The following is a 1,804-nucleotide window of genomic DNA, read 5'->3' as shown; positions in this document are numbered from 1 at the left end:
TAGAAAAGTTAGTGGTCAGAAAGATTCATTTGTTAAATGTGTGTATGAATGAAGTACATGAAAAGTTACTATATGATGTAGAAGAGGATAAGAAATAAATAGAGAAATAATTTGTAGGAGGAAGAGCGAATATAGGCTCTTCTCTCTTTTGGTATACATTAATTTTTGTTGATTATAAATTCATAAGAAGAAACGTTATATTATCACTATAACCCCCATGGTGACAGATCAAAATAGAGAAGTTGTAGCAACGTATGAAGATGTATGGGTAATGTTTTGAAAAGTGATACGAAAGGTATTTTAATAAATATCATACCATTATATGAAGAATATATAATAGGATTCGCTTATTACGAAGAACAGGGAATTAGGAATATAAAAAGACCTTTTCCATAACATGAAAAGAACGAAAGGATTTTGTTATTTAAATAAGAACCGAACCACCATCTAAATGGCGGTTTGGTTTTCTTTATCTATTTTTTCTCTACTAATTTTTTATTCTTCCAATCTAGTGTAAACGATTTATTAAATGTTTTTTGATCAACGTCTTTTACGTTGTTTCCAACCCAGTTTGCAGTTCCGAATGTGTAGCCTGGACGAAGTTGGTAGTCGTCGGCATGTTTTGTATAAGCGACTTGTAGGTTAGATTGGTCTGTATCTTTTTCAGAGATAACAACAGCAATCATACCAGGAGAAAAACCGCTATTTGTTAGCGCTGGAAGTTGATCCATCGGTATTAAATTATCTTTTGCATCAGATTCATATAGGTATGTGCGAGAGTACATGAACAGTTGGTTTCCGTATAAAGAATGGTAGGAATCACGTGTGTAAATACCCCAGTTTTGATTGTTATATCCGTTAAAGAATACGTTCCATTTTACGTTTTTATTTGTTTGGTCAATTAAGTTTGTTTTATAACTAGTTTGTTTATAGCTTACAGAGTCAGACCAAGTTACTTGGCCAGTTGCACCCGCTTCAGCACTAGGGCCATTTGGCGTTGCAGAAGCTTTAACAGAACCACCAAGTTGATAAGATACACTAGATGTTACAGTCGTTTCTTCTACAGCATTTGTAGGTGTTACGTTAAAGAAACGAGCGCTGTTATCTTGAAGATTAAAGGCAATATCATATTGTGAAGGGTAGCGTAATGTTGCACTAGCGCCAGGGATTGGGTAGTTATCAATAGGCGCACTACTTATAGTAGGATTTGCTTTTAGAAAACTACCAGTTGTATTAATAACGGCAATCTGTTTATCAGCGCTTGGATCATCGATAAAAGTTACCTTTAAAGACATTGTCATATTGTCAGCTTGATCATTATTAAATGTATTATAGCTCGTATGTGTTTTTGCATTTTGCCCGATATCTGTTACAACTTGTGACGTCGTTTGAGCGTAAGCAGCAGGTGTTGAAAGTGCTAAAGCGCTACTAGCAAAAACAGCGGATAATGCTAAACATTTTAAATATGTTTTAGAACGTTTCATGCAATCACTTCCTTTTATTTTTGTCGATATATGTCGTATTTCGTTTATATCGTAACACGAAAATAAAACAGAAGTGATGCATATGCAGAATTGCATTATTGTATACGTGCAGCCGAAAGAAGTGAAGGTGTTTATTCCAGAGGATTTTGTGATTTAAGAGAGTTAAAATCAGCAATCTATTAATAAGAGGAAGCCTCCAAAAATATATTTTTGGAGGCTTCCTCTTTGTTTGTAGTGACAACCTTTTCTCATATGAAATATAACAAGAAGAGGGGTATCGCGTTCTAACAGTTATTAAGGAATATATTCTTGTTATCTTC

1 protein-coding gene is annotated in these 1,804 nt (G+C 34.1%); it reads right to left on the bottom strand.

Annotation, left to right across the window (positions count from 1 at the left end):
• Window positions 1-473: 473 nt before the first annotated feature.
• Window positions 474-1,484 carry a beta-channel forming cytolysin CytK2 gene (gene cytK2, locus Q9B79_RS26700; protein ID WP_306189009.1) on the bottom strand — a complete coding sequence of 337 codons (1,011 nt, stop codon included), beginning with the start codon at window positions 1,482-1,484 and terminating at the stop codon, window positions 474-476.
• Window positions 1,485-1,804 lie beyond the last annotated feature (320 nt).

It is taken from the genome of Bacillus sp. MHSD_36 (assembly GCF_030757775.1).
Taxonomy (GTDB): domain Bacteria; phylum Bacillota; class Bacilli; order Bacillales; family Bacillaceae_G; genus Bacillus_A.
This window is presented reverse-complemented; position numbering and strand designations above follow the sequence as displayed.